A 23,690-nucleotide genomic window follows, 5' to 3' on the forward strand; every position below is an offset into this window, starting at 1 on the left:
TAGTGCCGCATCACATTTTTTAGTTTATACACCTAAAGTAAGTGTTTGGAGCGGCACACGAGGTTCGAACTCGTGACCTCGACCTTGGCAAGGTCGCGCTCTACCAGCTGAGCTAGTGCCGCATTCCAATATAGCTCTTAGTTTTCCGCTGGGCGCAACCTTGAGGTCGCGTCTAACGTTTTAGCAGCTGAGCTAGGCCGCATTTCATCTTTAGTTTATACACCTAAAGCAAGTGTTTGGAGCGGCACACGAGGTTCGAACTCGTGACCTCGACCTTGGCAAGGTCGCGCTCTACCAGCTGAGCTAGTGCCGCATTCCGATATAGCTCTTAGTTTTCCGCTGGGCGCAACCTTGAGGTCGCGTCTAACGTTTTAGCAGCTGAGCTAGTGCCGCATCACATCATATTCTTTATTTTTTCAGTTGAATATAAACTGAGAAGTTTGGAGCGGCACACGAGGTTCGAACTCGTGACCTCGACCTTGGCAAGGTCGCGCTCTACCAGCTGAGCTAGTGCCGCATTCCATAGTTAGCTCATTATATTGTCGGTAATTACGCAAGGTCGCGTCTTTACCTGTAGCAGCTGAGCTAGTGCCGCATCACAATATTTAGCTCTGTATTGTTCGGTAACTACGCTAGGTCGCGTTTTACCTATAACAGCTGAGCTTATACTGCTTTAATAATGCTCAAGAAACCCCGCAAGGCTTGTCATCTCAAGCGGGGCAGGATTCTACAAGATAAAATTTGCTTTGCAAGTGTTTTTTAAACTTTGAAGAATTTTTCTTGGTAAACTTTCAGCTCCATGATGGAGTCTTTGATATCATCCAGTGCTAAGTGAGAGCTTTTTTTCTTTATCTCACCCAATAGCTCAGGCTTCCAGCGTCTCGCAAGTTCTTTTATCGTACTGACGTCCAAATTGCGATAGTGGAAATAAGCTTCTAGCTCTGGCATGTATTTGTTGAGGAATCTACGGTCTTGACCAATAGAATTACCACACATTGGTGAAGCACCTGGCGGCACCCACTCTTTAAGGAAATCTAGTGTTTGCTTAACTGCATCTGCTTCCGTGAACTTACTCGCTTTACAGCGAGCAGTCAGACCTGAGCGACCATGTTGATTGGTGCACCACTCATCCATATTGTCCAACAGCTCATCACTTTGATGAATTGCCACTACTGGACCTTCAGCTAAAACATTGAGATCACCATCTGTGATCACCGTCGCGATTTCTAAGATTTTATCTGTTTTCGGTTCTAGCCCCGTCATCTCTAGATCGAGCCAGATCAAGTTTGATTCATGAAAAGTCATACTTTACCTTAGCGGTACTTTCCTTTAGATCCAATGCAATTAGATATATCATATTAGTTTAAACACTCGACCTAAAGCTTTTTTTACCATGCGCGGCGTTTTATTGATTTATAGCCTAAATTTGAACGCTCTGCACGCCAAAGCTTAAACAGATTATAAACATGGCAAAGAAAAAGAAACTCAGTAAGGGCCAATCCCGTCGGATTAGAGCCAATCATCAGAAGCGAATCGATAAAGCGAAGGAGACAGAAGTATCTGATGTTTCATGGCAAAACGACAACTTGGGGCCAACAGAAGCCGCAGTGGTGATCAGCCGCTTCGGCCAACATGCGGATATAGAAACCACAGACCAAGAGGTTTTGCGTTGCAATATCCGTCGTACCGTAACAAGCTTAGTTTGCGGTGATGAAGTCATTTTTCGTCGTGCCAAGGTCAGTGATGGTGACTTAGCCGGCGTAATTGAGGCTGTACATGAAAGGCGCACACAACTCACTCGTCCGGATTTTTATGACGGTGTGAAAGTTGTCGCTGCGAATATTGACCAAATATTGATGGTGTCGGCCGTTGTGCCCGAATTCACCCCTCAAATCATCGATCGCTACTTAGTCGCTTGTGAGGATATGGGGATAGAGCCGATTTTATTACTCAATAAAATTGATTTGCTTGACCAAGAAAGCCTCGAATATATTGATGAAGTCTTAGATATATATCGTGAGCTTGGCTATCGCGTACTATTAGTCAGTACAAAATCAGGCGAAGGCATTGACGAGTTAAAACACATGCTTGAGGACAAAAATAATATTTTTGTTGGTCAATCAGGGGTTGGCAAATCAACGTTGGTCAATACGGTACTGCCCAATGCAGATATTCTCACCAAAGAAGTCTCCGAAAATAGCGGCTTAGGGCAACATACAACCACAGTATCGCGCTTACACCACTTGCCGTCCGGTGGAAACCTGATCGACAGCCCAGGGATCCGTGAGTTCGGCCTATGGCACTTAGACGTGGAACGCGTCACTTGGTGCTTTAAAGAATTTAGGGAGTTTATTGGCGGCTGCCGCTTTAGAGACTGTAAACACCTGAACGATCCGGGATGCTTACTTCGTGAAGCCGTAGATGAAGGTAAAATCAGCGAATTACGTTTTGAAAGTTACCATCGTATTTTAGAATCTATGGCTGATGGCCGCGCAGGTGCGCGCGCGCCGAGAGTCTGATAATATTTGCTAAATTGGCTCAATGACTTGAGCCCTATAGTCACTTCGCAATACAAAAACCGAAAGTGACAAGACTAATAATTAGGAACTGTTAAAAGTGAATTTGGATAAACTAAAAATTGCCATGCAATATGCATTACCTAAACATGCGGTTTCTCGTTTGGTTGGTAAGCTTGCCGCAGCAGAAGCTGGCGCCTTAACCACAAAGCTAATTAAGCTGTTTATCAAACAATATAAAATCGACATGAGCGAGGCATTGCACGAAGATCCAGCTCACTACAAAACCTTTAACGAGTTTTTTACCCGTCCACTGAAGCCAGGGATCCGTCCTTTGGCAGAAGATAGCGATATCCTTGCCCACCCAGTTGATGGTGCAATCAGCCAACTTGGTGATGTCGTCGATGGTCAAATTATCCAAGCTAAGGGTCACAACTACAGCTTACAGACGCTGCTAGGCGGTAAAGAAGAAGACGTTGCGCCTTATGTTGGTGGTAAGTTTGCAACGATTTATCTAGCACCGAAGGATTATCACCGTATCCACATGCCGGTTGATGGCACACTTCGTAAAATGATTTATGTACCGGGCGACTTATTCTCAGTAAATCCACTTACTGCGCAAAATGTGCCTAATTTATTTGCTCGTAACGAGCGAGTTGTTGCTATTTTTGACACTGAAATTGGCCCGCTTTCTATGGTATTGGTTGGTGCAACTATCGTTGCTAGCATTGAGACGATTTGGGCCGGTACAGTGACACCACCGGCCGGAAGAGATGTCTTTACTTGGACATATCCAGCAGAAGGTGACAACGCGATAACGCTGAAAAAAGGCGAAGAGATGGGTCGCTTTAAGCTTGGTTCTACCGTGATCTTAGCGTGGGGGGCAAATAAGGCTGAGTTCTTAGATGGTCAAAACCCAGAGACCGTCACACGCATGGGTACGCCTTTCGCAAAAATAGCAGAGTAGACTACTGTATTAGTGGCTTGAAACTATCTCAAGCCACAACATTCACACTCGGGGTTTTTACTGAGCCCATACTGCTTTTGCTGCAAACTCATACCATCTAGCGTACAAAATACGCTTCCTTGGTGATGTCCAAGTAGCACGTTTATGGTCAATAAAGCTTGCTGCGCGCCGATCACACCCAGTAATGGACTAATGACGCCAAAGTTGTCACAACTCTCCACTGGTGTTTGCGAACCCTCAGGGAAAACGCAAGCATAACAAGGTGACTCAGCCCTAAAATCAAAGCACATGAGTTGGCCTTGCGTGGCAATCGCGGCGCCAGCGATCAACACCTTGCTCGCTTGATGACAATACCTATTGAGTAAATAACGGGTAGTAAAGTTATCGCTGCAATCCAAGACAATATCGGCATCACGGAGTAACTCGGCGACGTTCTTATCGGTCAACCTCGCATTTATTGGTACTAGTGTGATCTCATTATTGAGACTTGCCAGCACCTTTCCTGCTGCTTTGGCTTTTTGCTGACCAAGGTGGTTCACCTTATACAGAATTTGCCTTTGTAAGTTAGACAATTCCACGTCGTCATCATCAACAAAAGTAAGCTTACCAATGCCACTCGCCGCTAAGTAAAACAACGCAGGGCTTCCCAGCCCACCGCAGCCAATCACAGCCACATGCGCCTGTTTCAATGCGAGTTGGCCTTGCTCACCGACCTCTTTTAACAGCAAATGGCGACTATACCTTAGCCGCTCTTTGTCATTGAGTTCAGTCATGCCGCGCCATAGCTTGCTTTAATTCAAGTACAGCTTGCTCTGGGTCTTGAGCCTCAGTGATAGCTCTTACAACCGCAATACTAGATACGCCAGTTGCAGCCACTTCTGGCACGCGACTAAGATCAATGCCTCCAATGGCGACTGTTGGATAGCTACTTTGCATCAAAGGTACAAAGTGCATCAGCTTTTCCAACCCTTGGATTTGGCCGGTCATGTCTTTAGTCGTGGTTGGGTAGATAGCACCAAAAGCCAAATAACTTGGGCGATAGTTATGTGCCCGGAGCATTTCATAAAAACCATGGGTCGAAATACCTAAGCGCAGCCCTGCCTCTTGGATGGCAACAAGATTAGCTTTATCGATATCCTCTTGGCCCAAATGAATTCCATAAGCGCCGTGTTTAATCGCTAACTGCCAGTAGTCGTTAATAAACACCTTCGCATCGTATTTTTGTCCAAGTGCAATGGCGGTTTGTATTTCAGCTTCGAGATTAGCTTGCTCTGGATCTTTAATTCTCAGCTGCACCGTATCGACACCTAAAGCAAGGCACTTTTCCACCCAATCAGCGCTGTGCACCACGGCATAAAGCCCAATAGGGTCGTCAATGCTGGCAAAGCCAGCGGCAAAATTAAACTCCTCAGGTAATGCAAACTCTAGTTCATCAGCAAGCCAAGAGCCCGCTTCTATCACTTGCGGGTAATCATTGAGATCAACTGGGAAACTCGTATGCGCAACAGGGCCCACGCCTTCACCATAACGTATCGCCGCTTTTAGCCCTGCATTGATGTATGCTTTAGCGAGAATAAAAGCATCTTTAAATGGGTACTCCTTGGCCATACATGCCGCGATCACTGACGATAAACTGCACCCTGTACCATGGCTATGCGGTGTTTGAATTTTCTCATTGCCAAGCCAATACTCGGTATCTCCCGCTAAGCCATAATCAATGCAGTAGCCTTTTGGGTAATCCCAATGACCGCCTTTAATGATCACCGACTTTGCACCAAATTCACGCAATTTGGCAGCAGCCTCTTTTACAGCATCAGGGCCTATCAAATACACACCTGTCAGCAGCTGAGTTTCGTGTGTATTGGGTGTAATGATATCCACCAGCGGTAATAAATGGGTTTTTAACGCATCCACCGTGTCTTCTTCGGTTAATGAATCCCCGCTCGTCGCGATAGCTACTGGGTCATAAACCACTAGCGGCGGTTTTGCCCATGTTGCTTTATAATGCTCAAGGTGTTCAGCAATCAGTTGGATCTGCTGAACATTGGCGAGCATGCCAATCTTTATCACCGTTGCAGGCATATCTTGCGAAAGCGCCGTCAGCTGAGATTCGATAACCGTGGTCGAAACCGGGTTTAACGCCTCCACCCCTAAACTATTTTGCGCCGTCAACGCAGTTACTACGGTACAACAATGAACATTAAAGCTCTGCGTTGCTTTGATATCCGCTTGAATACCAGCGCCACCGCCAGAATCAGAACCCGCAACACTCCAAACGATATGTGACAAAGAGAACTCCTTATATAGTTATCCGCAATTCAAGTTAGTTTGCGTGCCAAAAAGGCATGCCTAAGGTTGGCGTAGAAGGTGATGCCACCTCTTTTTGTGGCATTGCTTTTGCCAAATAAGACAGACGCCCTGCAACCGTGCTGGCTTCAAACGCTTTTGCCATGGTGATGGGACAACCCGCCCCTGCCACTGCCGAATTTAATAGTACGGCATCATAACCCAGCTCTAGAGCTTGGCAAGCATGAGACGGCAAGCCGAGTCCCGCGTCCACAATCAAGGTTTGATGAGGTAAACGCGTGCGGATGGTTTGCAGGTTATATGGATTTAACAGCCCTTTTCCCGTACCAATTGGCGCGCCCCATGGCATTAAAACCTCACATCCTAGCGCATCTAAACGCTGACATAGCACCAAATCATCAGTACAATAGGGCAATACCTTAAAACCGTCTTTTAGCAAAATTTCGGTGGCTTCGAGCAATGCAATTGGGTCTGGCTGTAAGTTATATTCATCACCAATAAGTTCAAGTTTAATCCAATCCGTGGCAAACACTTCCCGGCACATCTGCGCCAAGGTCACCGCTTCTTTTACGCTGTGACAGCCTGCCGTGTTTGGTAAGACTCGTAGTCCCATCTCTTTGATAAGCGACCAAAAGTCATCACCCGCCTGCTTAGTTTGCTGGCGTCTCAGCGATACAGTAACAATCTCAGCACCCGAGGTGGCGATGGCTGCCTGCATTACCTCTGGAGAAGGATAAAGTGCCGAGCCAATTAACATGCGGCTAGTAAATTGTTCACCATAAATAGTGAGCTTAGTATCAGTCAAAGACTGCATGTTTATCCCCCTTGAATTGGCGATAAAAGCTCAATCTTATCACCATCGCTCAATGTCACGCTTGGCAGCTCCGTACGGGAAACAAAAGTACCATTAAGCGCGACGGCAAAAGGCGGTTTGGCACCTCTGGCTTCAATAAATTCCTGAATATTTTGCTCGCGGTTGATATTAATCGTTTCGCCATTAAATTCGACTTTCATAATAACTCCTTAGATAGTGCTTGTTTCACGATAAGCGGTGCCAGCAAATAACCGTGTCTGTATAGACCATTGATACTGATCACATTACCTTGTTGTTCAATTTTGGGGTGATTATCTTTAAACGCAGGTCTAAGCCCTGCTAATAAAGACAATACTCGCGCTTCGGCAAACCCACGATGAACCGAATAAGCAGCAGAGAGTAATTCGAGTGTAGAACGTACCGTTATCTCACCATTATCTTGCGACTCAATTTCCGTCGCACCAATAACAAACTGATGATCTGGTTTTGGCGCAATGTAAATGGGGTATCTTGGGTGCATCAAGCGCACAGGTCGAGTCAAGGTCACTTCTGGGGCATAAATTCTCGCCACTTCGCCACGCACACCACGAAGCCCGTTACACGTTGCTTTCGCACCAAGACCGCGACAATCAATCACCCAGTCATACGCTTGACTAAGCTGCGCCTTTTGCGCTTCGTCACAATGAACACCGTAGTTAATCTCTACCCCTTGCTTCGTCAATGTTGCCGCACTACTTTGATAAAACGCCTGATTATCAAGCTGGCCTTCGCAAGGTAAATACAAGCCTTGATGGAACACACCACTAAGTTCTGGTTCCAATTGTGCGATCTGAGTACCATTTACCACTTCCGCGCTATGGTCTTTTAACGGTTTTAAGCGCTGCTGAAAACTCACTAAATCACCACGGTCTTGACCATGTGCCACAATAAGAGAGCCTTGCTGCTGGAAAAATACCGGGCTTTCCAGTTTCGCCAGTAGTTGTGGCCAAAGTTTCATGGACTCCAGACCTTGCAGCGCCAACGCTTCATCGCATATCACAGACTCAGCCAAGGGCGCTAACATGGCCGCCGCCACACTACCTGCTGAGCTCTCCGTACCTTGCTTTGCTTGTTCAAACACGCTGATTTGATAGCGCTCAGCAAGCATCAATGCAGCGATGCGCCCAGTTAAGCCAAAACCCAAAATAGCAACACGTGCTTGAGTAGACATAGCTACACTCCTAAAATTAGCCACCCGACGGGGATCAAGGTGGCTATGATGGGATGAGTTATAAGGCTTTGTGGTAAAGCTCAGAGCCCGATTGCTTAAACTCTTCTGATTTTGCTTTCATCTCGGCTTCAACATCCACCATTTTAATGCTGATCTCTTCGCCTACATTATTAGGATCAATGCCTCGCGCTTCTAACGCTTTTGCATAGTCACGCACATCCTGAGTGATCTTCATCGAGCAGAATTTAGGACCACACATAGAGCAGAAGTGAGCAACTTTGCCCGATTCTTGCGGCAAGGTCTCATCGTGATATTCACGAGCACGCTCTGGATCTAGACCGAGATTAAACTGATCGTGCCAGCGGAACTCAAAGCGTGCTTTAGACAAGGCATTGTCACGAACTTGAGCACCCGGATGGCCCTTCGCCAGATCCGCTGCATGCGCCGCTATTTTGTAGGTGATCAAACCTTCTTTTACATCTTCTTTATTCGGTAAGCCTAAGTGTTCTTTTGGTGTCACATAGCACAGCATCGCACAGCCATACCACGCAATTTGCGCCGCACCGATCCCTGAAGTGAAGTGATCATAACCCGGAGCGATATCGGTAGTGAGTGGGCCAAGCGTGTAAAACGGTGCTTCATCGCAGTGCTTTAGCTGCTCTTCCATATTCTCTTTGATCATATGCATCGGCACGTGTCCTGGGCCTTCAATAAAGACCTGAACATCGTGTTTCCACGCAAGCTTAGTCAACTCACCAAGGGTACGCAGTTCACTAAATTGTGCTTCATCATTGGCATCGGCAATAGAACCCGGACGCAAGCCATCACCTAACGAGAAACAAACATCGTATTGCTTTAAGATTTCACAGATGTCTTCAAAGTGCGTGTAGAGGAAGTTTTCTTTGTGATGCGCTAAACACCACTTCGCCATAATTGAACCACCGCGAGACACAATACCCGTCACGCGTTTTGCCGTCATCGGCACGTAACGCAGTAGTACCCCCGCGTGGATAGTAAAGTAATCCACGCCTTGCTCAGCTTGCTCAATCAAGGTATCGCGGAAGATCTCCCACGTTAGATCTTCAGCAACACCATTTACTTTTTCTAGTGCCTGATAGATTGGAACCGTACCGATAGGCACTGGAGAGTTACGTACCACCCACTCGCGGGTTTCATGAATGTAGCGCCCTGTCGACAGATCCATTACGGTATCTGCACCCCAACGGGTCGACCATACCATTTTTTCTACTTCTTCTTCGATAGAAGAAGTCACTGATGAGTTACCGATATTGGCGTTAACTTTTACTAGGAAGTTACGTCCGATGATCATCGGCTCGGTCTCGGGGTGATTGATATTATTGGGCAGTACAGCACGACCACGGGCAATTTCATCACGCACAAATTCAGGCGTAATAAACTCAGGAATACTGGCTCCAAACGATTGGCCTTTGTGTTGCTGCGCGAGCAATTCTTCACGCAACTTAGCGCGTCCCATATTTTCACGGATCGCTACATATTCCATTTCAGGCGTCACTATGCCTTGACGGGCGTAGTGCATTTGCGTGACATTTTTACCCGCCTTAGCACGGCGAATTTTAGGTAAATGTTCAAAGCGAATATGGTCAAGCCCTTCATCCGCCATACGCTGCTGAGAAAACTGTGACGTCACCGACTCTAGCATTTCGGTATCATCGCGCTCAACTATCCACTGCTCTCTAAATTTAGGAAGACCAGCACGAACGTCAACCGGCACTTCAGGATCTGTGTATGGACCTGAAGTATCATAAACACGAATGGGATCGTTTGATTCAAATACCGGATTTTCTTCGGTGCCACCAACAAACGAATCACTTAGCGTGATTTCACGCATACCAACGCGTACGCCTGCTTGTTCGCCCTCCACATAAACTTTATGTGAGTTTGGAAAAGGTTGGCCTTTAAGGTTATGGATAAATTCTGCCGCGGCTGCTCGCGCTTCACGACGACTTAGCTTGCTACTATTGTTTGACATGACGTCCCTCTTATTTTCATACAAAGGTGTCTTGTCAGATCTCCAAAAGGAGAGAGACGAGGATAGTCCTCGGGTAAGGTGGATAGCAATAAACCACTATTGCTACAGACAAACGCAACGCGTTTGCTGTCTTGTTCCCTACGCAGGCATTAACCTGATCAGGTCCACGGATCCCGCAAAATGCGATCTCAGCCCGAATATCTGCACACAAATTTGCTGCAAAAACTCAAGGCACTCCGACAAGTAACGAATTAGCGCCAGTCTACTTGCTAACACGAAAGCTCGCAAGCACTGACACTGGAATTCTTATTTTCAGCTTATTGTTTAATAAAACTAAACTGAGGTTTTCCTTTCAAGGTCAACTTATTAGCATTTACTTCAAGCAATACACCAATTTGTAATTGGTTAATAAGCTGCGATTCAACCTGAGCGATTTCTTCACCACAGTATTTACGCGTCATGCCTAAGTTTTTAACTTTTAGCTGCCCTTCGACAATTTCGCCTTCGCCAAAAAAGCGATTACAACCCGCAAAACCGTTGACCTGCAGTGCATCGATAAAACGAATATCAATAGGCTTTTCACCAAGTCCAGCGTCTGATTGTAACTGCGTAATATTTTGGCCATTTATACTCTGTAACTGCCAAGCGGAATACTTAAGCGCTTCCGTGTCTACCTTCCCTGTCGATATACATCCACTTAGCGCCATTATTGCGCCGATTATGCTGATGAATTTCATGGTAAACCATCTATTTTATGCCCTGAGTTTATTATAACGTTTCAAGACACAAAAATTGCAGTAAAATTCTGTAAAATTGTCTTACCTGAATATTTTAACACCAACTATTTCACAAATTGCTGCTCTTCAAATAAGTGCGTAATAGCGTCTGGTAAAAACGGTCTACCGCGCTCATTCACCGAAGTCCCTGTTACCACCGCATCAAGCATTAGCTTATCATCATGCGCTCTTATTACTTTTTGCTTAAATGCGAACTTTACTCTGCTTTCACGCTCAAGTGCGACTTCAACATAAAACTCATCACCTGGGCGTAACGAGTCTTTGTAATTCATTTCACTCCGAATAACGACTAAGTTCACTTTTTGCTCAGCAAGCGCTGCAAAATCAACGTTATTCGCCAGTAAAAACTCATGCCTTGCATGCTCTAAATAATTAAAATACACGCTGTTATTAACTATTCCCTGTAAGTCACACTCGTAATCTCGGACTTTAAAATCGACTTTAAAACTCATATCAGGCCTATTTGTTTAACATTTTCGGGCTAACATATAACACAATTTCACTGTCAACTGGTCTGGCTTTTGTTAAACTGTGCCCAATTAAAAATGGGACAAAGATTAAGCATGAAGTTAAAACTCTCTACGATCACCTTGGCACTGCTGCCATTTTTCTCTCATCAGGTACTTGCCGACGATAACCTAGAAACCATTGTCGTCACCGGCGATTTTCAGAATGAAACTATCCAGACATTAAGTGCAAGCGCTTCGGTGGTGGACGAACTCACTATCGCTAAACGTGGTGCGCAATATTTAGATGAGATACTAGGTGCCACCGCTAACGTTAACTTTACGGCAGGTGCATCTCGTGGTCGCTTTATGCAAATCCGTGGTATCGGCTTACGTTCACAGTTTGTTGATCCTATTTATCCCAGCGTTGGCTTATTAATTGACGGTATTAATTATTCAGGATTAGGCGCAAGTGCGCTGCTTTTTGATACTGAGTCAGTGATAGTGTATCGCGGCCCTCAAGGCACTAAATTCGGTTCAGATGCTTTAGCTGGAATCGTTGAAGTAAATACCCAAGCCGCCACCACAGCGCCATCATTAAAAGTGAAATTAGGTGCAGGCAATTACGGTAGCTATGAAGCAGGCCTTGCTGCTGGCACTGGATTAAGCGACGACACCGCAGTGCGCGTCAGCCTTTATCAGCGAGAGTCTGACGGTTACGTAGATAACCTCTACCTAAACAAACCCACTCAGCAACAAGACGAGCAAGTAGCAAGAGTGAAGCTTAACTCTCAAGTGAGCGACAACCTCGCACTAGAGTTCGCTTATCACCATATTGATACTGAAAACGGGTACGACGGTTTCACCCTAGATAATTCACGTAACAGCGTTGCTGATACCCCAGGCCAAGACAACCTCAGCTCCGATGCGTTTTCACTACGCGGAATTTACACTCGCTCAGACTTATTCAATGTCGAATTTAAAGTATCTGGGCTAGATGCTGATACTTTATATAGCTACGACGAAGATTGGGTATGTAACGACGCAGCTCAACCAGCGCTATGTGCAGCAGGCTTGCACCCAGAAGGATACAGCTCAACCGATGCCTACGAGCGTAACCATGAAAACGGCAATATAGAGTTTTTAATCAAAGATAAGCAAAATGACTGGGTGGTAGGTGTTTTTGCAAAGCGTAACGATGTTGATTTGACCCGTCATTACACTTGGCTTGAGAACCCATTTACGTCAGCATACACCGTAGAAAGTAGAGCGATTTTTGGTCAATACGTACATCACCTATCTGACAAAACCCGTCTTATCGGTGGCCTTCGCGCGGAGCAATATGACGCTGACTATTTAGATAGTAACGGCTTTACCATTGAAACCGATGATGTAATGTGGGGCGGAAAAGTTGCACTTGAATATCAAGTTGTACCGCGCACGATGATCTACACCAGCCTTACTCGCGGTTACAAAGTCGGCGGTGTAAACGGCGAAGCACTGGCAAAAGCCAAAGATGAAGGTTTAAACATTCCGGCCGAACACCATTACTTTGACCCTGAGTATGTTTGGAACGCTGAGTTTGGCGTAAAAGGTGAATCTGAAGACAAACGTCACCTTGTGCGTGTTACCGCGTTTTATATGCAACGCGATGATATCCAGTTAAAGCAATGGCAAGTTTCTAACCAACAATTTGCAGGCTACATCGACAACGCCAGTAAAGGCAGTAACTACGGCCTAGAAGTTGAAGGCAACCTACAATACACGGACCGCCTTGGTTTTAGCTATAGCGCAGGCTATTTAGAGACCGAGATTGAAGACTTTGTGGCTGCCAGTGGCCTAAACCTTGATGGTCGTGACCAAGCACAAGCGCCAAATTATCAATACTCGTTTGCCGTCAATTACGAGTTAATGGATAACCTAGTGGTTGAATTGGGTGTGGAAGGCAAAGACAACTATTACCTCTCGGACAGTCACAACGAGCAAGCACGCAATCATAACCTAATCAACGCAAGCCTTAGTTACTATGGCGACAACTGGTCATTAACGGCTTGGGGTAGAAACCTAGCAGACGAAGACATTGTAGTGCGTGGCTTTAGGTTTGGTAATAATCCACTAGACGGCTGGCAAGACAATACCTATGTACAGTACGGCGAGCCGCGCGTTTATGGCCTAAGTTTTACTTACGAACTGTAGTACGACCCGTTTATCGCCTACACATAAGGCGATAAACACGTACAAAAAGAAAAAAGGGGGAACGTAAAATTAGAGTAAAACGCTCCCCCTCACCGCAAAAACTCAAAAAGCAATTACCCTTTTAGTTACTCCATGCTTGGGGCACTGGAATACACCAACTCAACCAGATTATTCATCGTTTTTGACTTCTGCATGTAAGCCTTTTCCATATGGGCAAGCTCTTGCAGTTCAAACAAGGTTGTTTCCACCAGTGCTAACCATTTGGTTGTGGTGTCTGGCACCTCGTCACCCTGCCTTGCCGCCTTCTTGAGGGCATCGTAATAAATCGTTAAGTCATGATATTGGCGTAGATAATCCATATTGCTCTCCAACATGTCACTTTATTTCACACTAAAGTAACAAAAGCTTCGGGCAAAAATCTGCGCGAAGAAAATTTTTTTGAATTTATTTGTAAATTAATTAAAAACGCCAGCACCATCATAGCAACACCTCCGTTGACTCAAGAGTTACTCATCTCAGGCTTCGCCTAAAAAATCGAGCGAAGATTCATTAAATGCAACAAAATGTTCATTTTTCGACTGAATACACTTGAAAAAGAAAATTTCTACGATAGACTCGCGTTTACGGTTTAGATACAAAAATGCAACTTGGTTAAGCGAACAATAGAGACAAACAAATAGCATACATCCGGCTACATGGGGATTGATGCTGTTTGTGACGCGAGTGCGACAGGCAAAAAGGATTGAGTTGGTGGGGAAATATGATAAGCGCTTTACAGGAGACGACCTGCGCCGCATGCGCAAAGTCGCCGGCAAAACCACGCAAGAAATGGCTAACTTGGTCGGCGTGGAGCGTGGCACTTACGAAAACTACGAAAAAGGCGTAAGCAAATTTCCCTACGAATATTTTGAAGTATGGTGCGACGCCTGCGGCATCAACCTTAATCCACTTAGAGAACAAATCCTTGCCTTAAGAGACAAAATTGACGACGCCAAGTTATGGCGCAAGTCTCCAACACCACGAAATAGAAAATCAAGCAACGAGGATAACGGCTAATGAAAGACGCGCACTTTCATTGCCCCTCACCACAATGGCAAACAATAAAGTTACGAATAACGTTCATTTGCAACACAATGTTTTCAACTTTATTGTTAAGGAGTAAAGTGGAGTGGAAACTAAACACCGCAAAACTTAACTTAGAAAGGACGTCATTATGCGCTTTTTTATAAAAAATATAGCTAACCGACTCGTAACTTTAACAGCACTTTCCCAAAAACAAGCTAACAGGGTATCTGGTGGATCGCTTGGGCCAAAAGTAAAAGACCCAAAAGTCGAAAGTGACTCAGCAGCGCCAAGTAAACAATCATCACTTAGTGCTGATTCAGTTAATCAGGTGGTTGGTGGAAGTGGTGGTGCAAAACTCAATGACCCTAAAGTACAAAATGATTTCATAACACCAAATAAAAAATCATCACTTAGTGCTGACTCAGTTAATCAGGTGGTTGGTGGAAGTGGTGGCAATAAAGTCGCAGAGCCAAAGGTAAAATGCGAACCAATAGCACAGTCATCAGATTACAAGTTTCAACTGGAGAAAAGCTCAACTACCCGAGTGGTAGGTGGAAGCAGTGGAACCAAAGGTGATGACCCCAGATTGGAGAAACCGGATTCGGGCGGTTCGAATTAGCTCCAAATGTATATTTTAAGGAATAGTGATGAAATTATCGTGGTTCTTTCTGCTGCTTTGTATTTTGAGTAGCATATTGCTTACGTATATTCATATTGAAGTTAACAACTACGTCAATCTTGTAGTATTGGCTAGTATCTTTACTCTTAGTTTGTTCGCTAAAGGACAGGAAAATATAAAACACCTCTCTATAATTTTACTATTAGTGACGGCTGTTGAGTATTATATTAATGGTTGGATACTTTCTATGCGCGCACAAGGTTTAGAGGCACACTTAACAAATGCGTACATTTTTGGAATCCACCTCATCGTAGATATTTTTATGATCGTTATGCTAAAGCGTAGGGTTTACTGGTCATTAAAGTATATTCACAAAACAGCTCCTGAAAATTGGCGATCAATCTATATGACTCATGCAGACCCTATCCTATATGGCATTTTCTTTGGGTTTGTATTGGTCGATTTAGCCGCTTTTGGTGAAAACTTGATTCGCTATATGGATCTCTTTTTTGGTGTTTCAGAAGAAGCTTCTAAACAGTTTTGGAGTTGGGGATTCTTTTACCATAACTACGAAGTTTTAAAGTCGATTTTACTTTCCTGCGTAGTCACCACCATACTGGCTACTATCTTTGTCGAACGGCAGCGCCCTGATACGCCAGATGAGGAATTAGAAAGCGAACCCAAATAGGACAAATAAAGCCCGCTCCCGCGGGTTTTATTTTTTGTTTTACACAGATATAAAACTAAAACAGCATCCCTTCTTCAAAGTCGGATACTTTGACTAAGTTAACGCCTGTCGCCTTCTCCTCAAAAAAGATATCTGCAATTTTTTGATGGACAAAGACATACTTCAGACCACCAGCTTGTTTAAATATCAAACGTTCTTCTTCTGGGATTTTATCCAAGACTTCACTATCTAAGTGGTATTTATAAACGTCAATTCTCGACATAAAGTATGGATCTGCTAATTCTTCTTTCGTCGCTTTCTCTGTTTTAGACTTTTCTCTATCCCAACAATCCAGCTCTTGCCAAAAGTTCATGCACCAATAGTCTTCGTGATAGTTACCACCATCGTCAATGTACACAGCTGGATATAGCTGCATCCCGACAAAATTAAAAAATTTTAGCCGCTCTCTAATTTGGCTACTAATTATAGGAGTCACCATGTTTAGCATAACGGCAGGGATAGGCCTTTTGATATTTCTTTTGATATCTTCTTGTTTGTAGCTATTTTCAAAGAAAAGCGGCTCTTTCCCCCAAACTAACTGTTCAAACTCATAATCTCTATCCGCCGACTTTTGCAAAGCAGTAAGATGCAATGTTACTTCGCTATACTTTTTTAAAATGATGTAATATTGGTCGTTAAAATCTCTTGCCATTGCACTGCCAATTATTTATTTAACGTAGTCTAATGACTAACTAAAACTGCATCCCTTCTTCAAAGTCAGATACTTTGACTAAGTTAACGCCTGTCGCCTTCTCCTCAAAAAAGATATCTGCAATTTTTTGATGGACAAAGACATAACCCATATCATCGGGCTCCATTTTAAAAATCAGCCGCTCTTCTTCTGGAATTTTATCTAATACATCACTATCAAGGCTGTACTTGTAGGTCGTTAAGTCATCTGCGTCCGGGTTCAATTTGAGCTTCTTTAATGTTGTCTTTGAAAATTTTGATCTCTTCCTATCTAGGCAATCCAACCTTTCCCAGAAGTTCATGCACCAATATTGCTCGTGATAGTGACCATCATCATCGATATAAACAGCGGGATAAAATTGCATTCCTTTAAAATCAAAAAACTTAAGCTTCTCCCATATATTTCTACTTATGATTGGGATCGTCGTATCGAGCATAACGCTAGGTATTGCTCTTTTGACACCTGATTTTAAGTCTTCGTCCTTGTATCCATTTTCGAAAAATAGAGGCTCTTGACCCCAAACTAAGCGTTCAAACTCAAAATTTCTATCCGCTGACTTTTGCAATGGTGTCAGATACAGTGTTTCTTCAGAAAAATTGAGTACAATTATATAGTAATCATCATCATAGTTTACGCCCACAGCTAACCTCCCACTTTCAACTTGTAATATGATTTTTTATAGGTAATCTCTTTTTCGACTTTGTTTGATTTTGCGTTAGGGTTTAAAAAATTAATTTCCCCAGTATGGTTTCGCTTGCGATTACACCGCTCCAAAGCTTCGCTACATTCTTTAATTTCATTTTTATTTGAACAACCTACTTTGCTTGATGGCTTAAAGTTCCTAAAAATTGGTGTGAGTGGAACTCTAAAATAAGCAATACGCTCCAATATCTCCTCACTCTTTGAATCAAGAAGGTTTTGGATTTCATTACTTGTATTTCTACTGGATCTAGAACAAAGTCCTATTTTAGATTTCAAGTTTCTTAACGAAGAAGCCACTTGATAGTGATAGGACTTTTGGTTTGGTAAGGAAAATGTGTGGTTATACCTATGAAGTTGTACCCTTAACTGACATGCTCCCTGTAGTGTACTGGGCAAAAAAACTAAATTTCCTAGTAAGTTGATATTGTATCCTTTATGGATTAATACTTTACCTAGTTTACTTAGATTTACCCCTTTATTTGAAATCAAATGGTGTGCAGCCATATGAATACCATTGTTAAAGGGGTGAGTAATATCTTGTTTTATATTTTTAATAAGCCGAGCGCGAAACTTTGTATCTTTAACTACAATGCCTTCTTCAATTTCTTCACTCATGAATCACTCCTTATTCATAATGAACGATGCCGCGTAGACTGCGTGGTGTTGTGTGATCTGTTTTGCCACATAAGCGGCATCGTGTCTGTCGTTTTGTTGTTTGCTTTTTCGCAGTTAGCGTCGAGTTGGTTTTGCCTTTAAGTAGCAACCCACTTGAACGCGCGGTTGTAAGCTTTTTCCCGAGTTTTTTTAAGGTTGTAGTGCTGTCGTTAAAGTCTTCAAGCGTGCGGATAAAAGCGCTAATTGCCGCTTGTGCCTTTTTAACTTTTACTGATGTACTTGCGGCTCTGGCACCGTTGGCTGATAACTTGGCAGCAAGTGCTGTTACTCTTGCGGCTGTACCCGCTCCTAATGTAAGTAATGACGTTGCTAGTAACAAACAAACCTCTATCGCGACATAAGCGCCGCCTTTTCCGCCAATATATGCATAAAAGTTAGGAGGCACAGCTTCCATAAAGAGTGACGCGTAAGCAACATAAGTTAGTGCACTATCATGATCGTCTATGAGCGCCAACACTAAATAGAAGTCAGGTGTGTTTTTTATGCTAGCTGCTAATTCAGGGTCAATATCAACTAAAGTGGTATCAACAAATTGTTGTACCTTGGCGACCTCTCCTTTCGCGATATCATCAAGTAAGTTGGTAATTGCATGGCGGTGCGTGTACAACGCATTTGCATAATGGCTTGTATTTTTAATTACGTCTGCAGCGTCGTTAAGGTACTGAGTAGTATCATGATGTACATCGCGATAAGCCTGTTCGGCTGCATCTAATGCTCGCTGTGTATTGGCTTGATACCAGTTCCAGCTGAGCAAGTCTTCACTGGCATCCTCTTCAATCCAATTAGACATTTCATTGGCACTTTGTCGCAATTGCTCAAAGCGCTCGCTAGCATAATCTGCGGTGGTATCATATGCGCTACCTGCGACGGACTTAATGGTTTTTCCTAAGTCAATCCATGTTTGTGCTTCGAACAAATCTGCTTGGTCTTCAAGCCACTTACTTCCACCTTGATACGCACCTTGCGCGCCATTAATTGCAATTGCAGCAAAACCATATTCGTCCCAATCAGATTGAAACCCACTCATATTCGATACGGTATCTCGATATGCACCATCAAGCTGCATGTGTAATGATGATTTGAGGTTATTGATTTCCGCTTCTAGCGCTTCGTTACGAGCAACTTCTACAGTGACTTGCCCCTCTTGTGGTAAGTCGCTTTTTACCACAACTCCAGCCTCATTTGCCGTTGACTCTGCTCGTTCAAGTGCATTTGCATCTGTGCTTTTATCACCACTTGAATTGAGTTTAAGTTTTCCGTGGATAAGTGTATTACCTAAATGAATATTGACTTGTTCAAGGGGAAGCGCGGTCTGCCATTCATCATCGTAATACGCCCTCACTTTTATCCATGCGGCACTTGACTTAACACCGAGTACTTCAACGTCAATACTATGATTGGCTGAACCTGCGCTCGCGGTAAGAACATAAACGCCGGGATCGAGTTTAAGTCGAGTGTCCCAAAAGTGTAATTGATCTGGTGGTAGTTTTGGTACATCAAGCACTGCGCTTCCCTTGCTTGGACCTTGCCACTGCAACCTTACTGCGCGGGCATTACTTACCGAGCCACCCACTTTAGTATCCCAACCACTCGGTACCCGTAAACGATCACCAGCCTTTGGAGAATTGTTGCGATTGACCTGGTCGTTGTAACCATAAATCAGCTTAGGATCGGGCCTACCCGCATATTGGTTAGCGACGGACTCTACGGTATCTCCAGCACGAAACATGTGATCGCTAAAACGCATATAAACTTGTTGGGAGCGTTTTAGTTCCACTTTGGAATTGTTATTTGGATTAGAAATAAAAACTGTTGGCTCGAGTACCACTTCAGATTTTATTGCTTTACTGCCACCAAGTAAGGCGCGATTAATTTCAGCTTGACTAAGCCCTCGAGGCATATCTGCTTGCACCAAGCTATTAAAATCTTGCGCACTGCGATTTCCTCCCCCATAGCTTGTCAGTTTATCTTTTACATCAAGTGATTGATATGGCACAAAGGCATATCGCTCACCACTGTGGTGACTAAAGCTAGAATAATTTACTCGCTGCCAGCGCTTGCTTGCAAGTATCCAAAATTGAGCCTGAGAGTGATATCTAAAAAGCGGTGCTTGTCTAAACGGAATGATGCTCCAAATACGACCATGAAGCACATGCATGATTTCAATAGGAAGCTTTCGTCTTTGAATGGAGGACATCGCTGTTGCAGCAAGAAGTTGTACTTCACTTGACGCTTCATGCTCAGTGCTATTACTGGTGCTTTCCTGATTATCACCTAAGCGCGAGATGAGATCATCAAATGCCATTTTTTAGTCCTTTAATAGCGTTATGAAATGAGAGGTTAGTACCTAATCTGAGCCTCGGATAATTAATGTCTTCTTTCAGCTGGTTTCAGCCTGCACTATTGCCTACCGAATAAGCCCACCGATTAGATGCTTTAGCCGCTATTGATAGCGAGCAAATATTGTCCACATTTAAATTAAATGTAGGCTGAATATCTTACAAATCTCAGACATTAAAAAAGGCGCTTGCGCGCCTTTTTTAATTCCTCAATTTACCGCTGATTATTCAGTTTCTGGTAAATTGCGACCGTAGAACACTTCCTGAATTTCACGATTCAGCTTAAGACGAATTTCTTCCTCTTCGTCTGCGTCTAAATCATCAGTACTAATTCCAAATAGATATGCATTTAGGTCTGTTTCCTTAAGCATCATCTTAGTGTGGAATAGGTTCTCTTGATACACGTTTACGTCTACCATGTGGTATGCGTCTTTAGTATCTTCCGTCATGTAATTCTGGATCGAGTGAATTGCGTGGTCGATATAGTGTTTTACACCATTAACGTCACGAGTAAATCCACGAACACGATAGTCGATCGTCACCACATCTGACTCTAAAGAGTGAATTAAGAAGTTAAGCGCTTTAAGTGGCGAAATAATGCCACACGTTGAAACTTCGATATCTGCTCTAAAAGTACAGATGCCATCATGTGGGTGCGCTTCAGGATAAGTATGAACACAGATGTGACTCTTATCCAAATGTGCTACCACAGAATCAGGCAATGGTCCTGGTGCTTCATTACTATCAAAAGTCTGCTGTTCAACAGGCTCTTCTGATACTAAGATCGTCACACTCGCCCCTTGTGGTTCATAATCTTGACGCGCGATATTCAGTACGTTTGCACCGATAATATCCGTTACGTCTTTTAGAATATCCGTCAAACGATCAGCACTATACTGCTCATCGATATATTCTAGATATTCTTTACGTTGCTGCTCGGTCTTGGCGTAGCAAATATCGTAAATGCTAAAGCTTAAACTCTTAGTTAAGTTGTTAAAGCCATGGAGTTTAATTTTATCAAAGGGCTTGTTCACGATAGACCCACCTTAATACAAAAAATCTGCGCTGCAGAAACAAAAGTTCGCGGATTTTATACGAAAATAGCGCTATGAAAAAGCGTTATTTTTCGTCAATTTCAACCACTTCATGGCTATGCGTAATTTCTACTGCTTTTTCAAGCATTAATGCCACTGAACAATACTTTTCAGCAGATAAACTTACGGCTCTTTCTAGGTGTTTTTCAGAGACATTACGCCCTTTCACCACAAAGTGTAAATTGATCTTGGTAAAAACCCGAGGTGCGCTTTCTGCGCGCTCTGCGGTTAATTTTACTTCCACGTCGGTCACATCCTGACGCGCCTTTTGTAGAATGCTGACTACATCGACTGACGAACAACATCCCGCTGACATTAATACCATCTCCATTGGACTTGGCGCAGCACTATCAGAACCGGCATCAAATACCACATTATGTCCCGACGCAGAGCGACCGATAAAGGTATCTCCTTCAACCCATTTTACGCTAGCTAACATAGTTATCCTCTATAAAGCATAACACCGCCAAATGGCGGTGTATCTTAAACCTAGAATTGCCTCTAAGTGTGTTTTCTACACTGTCGATAGTGATTGTGCCAAGCTATACAGCAGAATCAAACAGGTTTTTGACCAAACCAGCGAATTCTTCGATAAACTCTTTTTGTTCTACGGTGACACGTCTATCAACAACACTTGATAGCACTTCTTGTAAGTCGTACACAATGCCATCTACCTCACGCACGATCATGCTGCGCTGCTCTGTAGATAACTCAGTGTGCTGCTCGCATATACGGATAACGTTTTCAGCGATCACATCTTCGATTAATTCCATGACTGTTGGAGCCCCTGGTTCAACCGTCCCAGACTTCTCAAACAAGGCTAAGTTTTGCGTCAAATACATGACTAAATCATCGTACCCTTGTTTATCTAAAACCATACTTTGCTCACCCGAACCTATCAAAGACATCTCCTATTGATTTAAGCAGAAAGTTTTTTCGATTGCTACTTTTGTAGTCAACTAGACACAAAAAAGCAGCCGAAGCTGCTTTTCTAATCAATTTTTATTGAGAAAACCTCAATATTGGCATTTTAATCCAAAGATAAACCTGGGCTCAAGCTAGAAGGTAAAGTTACCTTTTCTAGTTCCACAGAAGCCACTGGGTATGCACAGTAATCTGCCGCGTAGTATGCACTTGCACGGTGGTTACCTGATGCACCGATACCACCAAACGGAGCTGCACTTGAAGCGCCAGTGATTGGGCGGTTCCAGTTTACGATACCTGCGCGAATACGACGTAAGAAACGGTCGTAATCAGCTTCGTTGTCGCCAAGCAGACCTGCTGATAAGCCAAAGCTTGTCTCGTTCGCTTTTTCAATAGCAGCGTCAAAGTCTGTGTAGCGGAATATTTTTAACAGCGGACCAAAGTGCTCTTCATCAGGGAAGTCTGCAATGTTAGTACATTCGATGATACCTGGCGTCACAAAGCCTGTGCCTTCTGTGTGCGTCAGCTCGATAAGCGACTGACCACCGAGCTCAACAAGCTGTTGCTGTGCTTTTACCATGCCAGCGGCTGCTGCATTTGAGATCATTGAACCCATGAACGGTTGATCAGCATCGTCAAAGTTACCCACTTTAATCGCTTTAGTTGCTTTGATCAGTTGCTCAAGGATTGTGTCACCTTGTTCACCCGCAGGAAGGAATAGTTTACGAGCACAAGTACAACGCTGACCGCTTGAAATAAACGCAGATTGAATAATGTCGTGTACTGCCGCTTTGGTATCCGCTACGTCTTTTACGATAAGCGGGTTATTACCGCCCATTTCAAGCGCTAGGATCTTACCCGGTTGACCTGCATATTGCTCATGTAGCAAGTGACCCGTACGAGAAGAGCCAGTAAAGAATAAGCCGTCAATACCCGCGTGTGACGCAAGTGCTTTACCTGTTTCAACTTCACCCTGAACTAGATTAATAACACCAGCAGGAAGACCCGCTTGTTGCCAGTATTTAAGCGTTAGCTCAGCAACATATGGCGTTAGTTCAGATGGCTTAAAGATAACCGTGTTACCAGCAAGTAGCGCAGGTACGATGTGACCATTAGGTAAGTGACCAGGGAAGTTATATGGGCCAAATACAGCAACTACACCATGTGCCTTGTGACGGATCACGGCACGGCCAACTGGCATTGGATTTTCAACAACACCTGTACGCTCTTGATAGGCTTTCTCAGAAATCGCGATTTTACCTACCATAGCACCCGCTTCTGTACGAGTTTCCCAAAGTGGCTTACCCGTTTCTTTAGCAATTGCAATAGCCAGCTCTTCGCTATTTTCTTTTAATACTTCAGCGAAACGCTTAACAATTTCTAGACGCGCTTCAAAGCTCATGTCGCTCCATGAATAGAAAGCTTCACGAGCCGCTTTTACCGCGCCGTCAACTTGCTCAGCAGTAGCTGCGTTTGCGCTCCAAATAACGTCGTTGTTTGCTGGGTTTACAGAGCTAAAGCTTGCGCCTTGTCCTGCAATCCACTCACCATTTATTAGTTGTGCTGCATGTGTTGTCATAATCTGTTCCC

General features: G+C 43.9%; 24 protein-coding genes, 3 tRNA genes and 1 riboswitch. Of the genes, 6 read left to right on the top strand and 21 right to left on the bottom strand.

Translation table 11 applies throughout. The features are described 5' to 3' along the window. Positions 1-46: 46 nt before the first annotated feature. The 4 genes from ABMY45_RS21010 to orn all read right to left on the bottom strand — a co-directional run bounded on the left by ABMY45_RS21010 (position 47) and on the right by orn (position 1,305). Positions 47-122, bottom strand: a tRNA-Gly gene (locus ABMY45_RS21010). A 115-nt stretch (positions 123-237) separates the two neighbouring features. Next, positions 238-313 (bottom strand) — tRNA-Gly (locus ABMY45_RS21015). Positions 314-441: 128 nt separating this feature from the next. Beyond that, positions 442-517: transfer RNA gene (locus ABMY45_RS21020), tRNA-Gly, on the bottom strand. A gap of 242 nt (positions 518-759) precedes the next feature. Beyond that, complete coding sequence (gene orn / locus ABMY45_RS21025) at positions 760-1,305, bottom strand: oligoribonuclease (protein ID WP_010607090.1); 546 nt, start codon at positions 1,303-1,305, stop codon at positions 760-762. Positions 1,306-1,466: 161 nt separating this feature from the next. On the opposite strand from orn, the gene rsgA reads away from it, so the two are divergent. Then, entirely contained in the window at positions 1,467-2,519 is a 1,053-nt protein-coding gene (gene rsgA / locus ABMY45_RS21030) for a small ribosomal subunit biogenesis GTPase RsgA (protein WP_010607089.1), read from the top strand. A gap of 97 nt (positions 2,520-2,616) precedes the next feature. Beyond that, on the top strand, positions 2,617-3,483 hold the full coding sequence (gene asd / locus ABMY45_RS21035) for an archaetidylserine decarboxylase (RefSeq protein ID WP_045965938.1): 867 nt from the start codon (positions 2,617-2,619) through the stop codon (positions 3,481-3,483). Positions 3,484-3,506: 23 nt separating this feature from the next. On the opposite strand, the gene ABMY45_RS21040 is transcribed toward asd, so the two are convergent. The 8 genes from ABMY45_RS21040 to ABMY45_RS21075 all read right to left on the bottom strand — a co-directional run bounded on the left by ABMY45_RS21040 (position 3,507) and on the right by ABMY45_RS21075 (position 11,074). Next, entirely contained in the window at positions 3,507-4,256 is a 750-nt protein-coding gene (locus ABMY45_RS21040; protein ID WP_349289468.1) for a HesA/MoeB/ThiF family protein, read from the bottom strand. Next, positions 4,249-5,772 (bottom strand): thiamine phosphate synthase, encoded by a 1,524-nt coding sequence (gene thiE, locus ABMY45_RS21045; protein WP_349289469.1) that lies wholly within the window; start codon positions 5,770-5,772, stop codon positions 4,249-4,251. Before thiE ends, ABMY45_RS21040 begins: the two co-directional genes overlap by 8 nt. 34 nt (positions 5,773-5,806) lie before the next feature. After that, a complete protein-coding gene (locus tag ABMY45_RS21050) occupies positions 5,807-6,604 on the bottom strand; it encodes a thiazole synthase (protein WP_069020549.1) in 798 nt (265 codons plus the stop codon). Positions 6,605-6,606: 2 nt separating this feature from the next. Beyond that, positions 6,607-6,804 (bottom strand): sulfur carrier protein ThiS, encoded by a 198-nt coding sequence (gene thiS, locus ABMY45_RS21055; protein WP_010368823.1) that lies wholly within the window; start codon positions 6,802-6,804, stop codon positions 6,607-6,609. Then, positions 6,801-7,814, bottom strand: a complete 1,014-nt coding sequence (locus ABMY45_RS21060) for an FAD-dependent oxidoreductase (protein WP_349289470.1) — start codon at positions 7,812-7,814, stop codon at positions 6,801-6,803. The genes thiS and ABMY45_RS21060 overlap by 4 nt, the downstream gene beginning before the upstream one ends. A 58-nt stretch (positions 7,815-7,872) precedes the next feature. Then, positions 7,873-9,825 carry a phosphomethylpyrimidine synthase ThiC gene (thiC, locus tag ABMY45_RS21065; RefSeq protein ID WP_239979798.1) on the bottom strand — a complete coding sequence of 651 codons (1,953 nt, stop codon included), beginning with the start codon at positions 9,823-9,825 and terminating at the stop codon, positions 7,873-7,875. Positions 9,826-9,943: 118 nt separating this feature from the next. Then, positions 9,944-10,074: riboswitch (TPP riboswitch) on the bottom strand. A 68-nt stretch (positions 10,075-10,142) separates the two neighbouring features. Beyond that, positions 10,143-10,562 carry an META domain-containing protein gene (locus ABMY45_RS21070; RefSeq protein ID WP_010368829.1) on the bottom strand — a complete coding sequence of 140 codons (420 nt, stop codon included), beginning with the start codon at positions 10,560-10,562 and terminating at the stop codon, positions 10,143-10,145. Between the two features lie 104 nt (positions 10,563-10,666). Further along, on the bottom strand, positions 10,667-11,074 hold the full coding sequence (locus tag ABMY45_RS21075) for an acyl-CoA thioesterase (protein WP_010607081.1): 408 nt from the start codon (positions 11,072-11,074) through the stop codon (positions 10,667-10,669). Between the two features lie 111 nt (positions 11,075-11,185). Here ABMY45_RS21075 and ABMY45_RS21080 point away from each other — a divergent pair, with 111 nt between their 5' ends. Next, a complete protein-coding gene (locus ABMY45_RS21080; RefSeq protein ID WP_174170548.1) occupies positions 11,186-13,264 on the top strand; it encodes a TonB-dependent receptor in 2,079 nt (692 codons plus the stop codon). 125 nt (positions 13,265-13,389) lie between these two features. Here the strand turns inward: ABMY45_RS21080 and ABMY45_RS21085 are convergent, their stop codons facing one another. After that, complete coding sequence (locus ABMY45_RS21085) at positions 13,390-13,623, bottom strand: hypothetical protein (protein WP_010607079.1); 234 nt, start codon at positions 13,621-13,623, stop codon at positions 13,390-13,392. 346 nt (positions 13,624-13,969) lie between these two features. Here ABMY45_RS21085 and ABMY45_RS21090 point away from each other — a divergent pair, with 346 nt between their 5' ends. The 3 genes from ABMY45_RS21090 to ABMY45_RS21100 all read left to right on the top strand — a co-directional run bounded on the left by ABMY45_RS21090 (position 13,970) and on the right by ABMY45_RS21100 (position 15,636). After that, the gene (locus ABMY45_RS21090; RefSeq protein WP_349289471.1) at positions 13,970-14,320 is read left to right on the top strand and encodes a helix-turn-helix transcriptional regulator; all 351 of its coding nucleotides are present in this window, start codon (positions 13,970-13,972) and stop codon (positions 14,318-14,320) included. 157 nt (positions 14,321-14,477) lie between these two features. Continuing rightward, a complete protein-coding gene (locus ABMY45_RS21095) occupies positions 14,478-14,948 on the top strand; it encodes a hypothetical protein (protein WP_349289472.1) in 471 nt (156 codons plus the stop codon). A gap of 28 nt (positions 14,949-14,976) precedes the next feature. Beyond that, on the top strand, positions 14,977-15,636 hold the full coding sequence (locus ABMY45_RS21100) for a hypothetical protein (protein WP_349289473.1): 660 nt from the start codon (positions 14,977-14,979) through the stop codon (positions 15,634-15,636). Between the two features lie 55 nt (positions 15,637-15,691). On the opposite strand, the gene ABMY45_RS21105 is transcribed toward ABMY45_RS21100, so the two are convergent. The 8 genes from ABMY45_RS21105 to astD form a co-directional block, all read right to left on the bottom strand. Next, a complete protein-coding gene (locus ABMY45_RS21105) occupies positions 15,692-16,327 on the bottom strand; it encodes a DUF1629 domain-containing protein (protein ID WP_349289474.1) in 636 nt (211 codons plus the stop codon). 40 nt (positions 16,328-16,367) lie between these two features. Beyond that, positions 16,368-17,006 carry a DUF1629 domain-containing protein gene (locus tag ABMY45_RS21110; protein ID WP_349289475.1) on the bottom strand — a complete coding sequence of 213 codons (639 nt, stop codon included), beginning with the start codon at positions 17,004-17,006 and terminating at the stop codon, positions 16,368-16,370. A gap of 2 nt (positions 17,007-17,008) precedes the next feature. Further along, complete coding sequence (locus ABMY45_RS21115) at positions 17,009-17,683, bottom strand: AHH domain-containing protein (protein WP_349289476.1); 675 nt, start codon at positions 17,681-17,683, stop codon at positions 17,009-17,011. A gap of 10 nt (positions 17,684-17,693) precedes the next feature. After that, positions 17,694-20,048 (bottom strand): hypothetical protein, encoded by a 2,355-nt coding sequence (locus tag ABMY45_RS21120; RefSeq protein WP_349289477.1) that lies wholly within the window; start codon positions 20,046-20,048, stop codon positions 17,694-17,696. A 258-nt stretch (positions 20,049-20,306) separates the two neighbouring features. Further along, entirely contained in the window at positions 20,307-21,116 is an 810-nt protein-coding gene (speD, locus tag ABMY45_RS21125) for an adenosylmethionine decarboxylase (protein ID WP_095726638.1), read from the bottom strand. Between the two features lie 85 nt (positions 21,117-21,201). Further along, positions 21,202-21,615 carry an OsmC family protein gene (locus ABMY45_RS21130; RefSeq protein ID WP_010607074.1) on the bottom strand — a complete coding sequence of 138 codons (414 nt, stop codon included), beginning with the start codon at positions 21,613-21,615 and terminating at the stop codon, positions 21,202-21,204. A gap of 103 nt (positions 21,616-21,718) precedes the next feature. After that, positions 21,719-22,054: a DUF3802 family protein gene (locus tag ABMY45_RS21135; RefSeq protein WP_029215895.1), complete on the bottom strand. Its 336-nt coding sequence runs from the start codon at positions 22,052-22,054 to the stop codon at positions 21,719-21,721. A gap of 152 nt (positions 22,055-22,206) precedes the next feature. Further along, positions 22,207-23,679 (bottom strand): succinylglutamate-semialdehyde dehydrogenase, encoded by a 1,473-nt coding sequence (astD, locus tag ABMY45_RS21140; RefSeq protein ID WP_069020533.1) that lies wholly within the window; start codon positions 23,677-23,679, stop codon positions 22,207-22,209. Positions 23,680-23,690 lie beyond the last annotated feature (11 nt).

The sequence above is a fragment of the Pseudoalteromonas sp. XMcav11-Q genome, from assembly GCF_040104525.1.
Classification (GTDB): Bacteria; Pseudomonadota; Gammaproteobacteria; order Enterobacterales; family Alteromonadaceae; genus Pseudoalteromonas.